Raw genomic sequence first — 861 nt, 5'->3', positions numbered from 1 at the left:
ACGTGCCCGCCGGTGGTCACAGTGCATCCGGCAGTCAGCACACACAACGCCAGGGCAACCGAGATCCGACGCAGTCTTCCGGCCGTCATCGCCTCACCGTCCTCCACTCGTACCGCCTAGGCAGTTGGCTCGCCTGGTCCGCACTCACACCTTCGCGGTACTCACATTCTCTCCTGTCATCAGCTGTCCATCGTTCACGAACTGAGCCGCGGTCATTTCACGATCAGGTCGGATCTTTTGGCACCACATCAAGTTGATCGGGGGTACGCTGCCGTCGTCCAAGCCTCACCGTGATGGCGGGTGCATACACGTATCGATGCTCTGCTCGCCGCAGGGCCTGTCGACCTGCAACGCCTCTGCGCCTAAGAGGGCGCCACCAAGGTCGCTGCTATCGAGGCAGGCCAGTGACAGAGCGGGATGGGCGCCAGCGCCAATTTGGTAAGCGCCACGCGCCCTGCAGACGATATTGAGGCCGCTATCTGGTCTTGCTTGGCAGTCTGCAACCGGTGCTGCCGGTGATCAGCGCTGCGGCTTGCGATCCAATGCGCAAGGTTGTCCCGGTGTCGCTGGTGAACTGTAGGTCGTGATTGTTGGGATGATCTTTGAATACGGTGAGCTCGGTTGCGCCCAACGAAGAGGCAGATTGTTGTGCAAGGTCGGCAGCCTGCTTCCAGTTCTGTTCGGGAATTGGGTTGTCGGATACGTAGTTTCGTAGCAGTATCAGTTGTCCGTCTGATTGCTCGTACGGTGGATTGCAGCCGCCCCTGCTATCTGTACGTCGCCATTCCCAGGCCACAGATGGAGCGATAGCGGCGATCTGCTGGCCGAGCTTGATAATCACGGACTCCAATTGGGTGTGTG

The 861-nt window shown here is 59.6% G+C and carries 1 protein-coding gene; it reads right to left on the bottom strand.

Going from position 1 to position 861, the window contains the following annotated elements; genetic code table 11:
* Nucleotides 1-475: 475 nt before the first annotated feature.
* A partial coding sequence (locus IMZ11_RS42725; RefSeq protein WP_228649298.1) for an LppA family lipoprotein occupies nt 476-861 on the bottom strand: 386 nt, incomplete at its 5' end.

The organism is Microtetraspora sp. AC03309, from assembly GCF_020826795.1.
GTDB lineage: Bacteria > Actinomycetota > Actinomycetes > Streptosporangiales > Streptosporangiaceae > Microtetraspora > Microtetraspora glauca.
The sequence above is the reverse complement of the archived record's forward strand: the minus strand, read 5'-3'. Positions and strand labels throughout refer to the sequence as shown.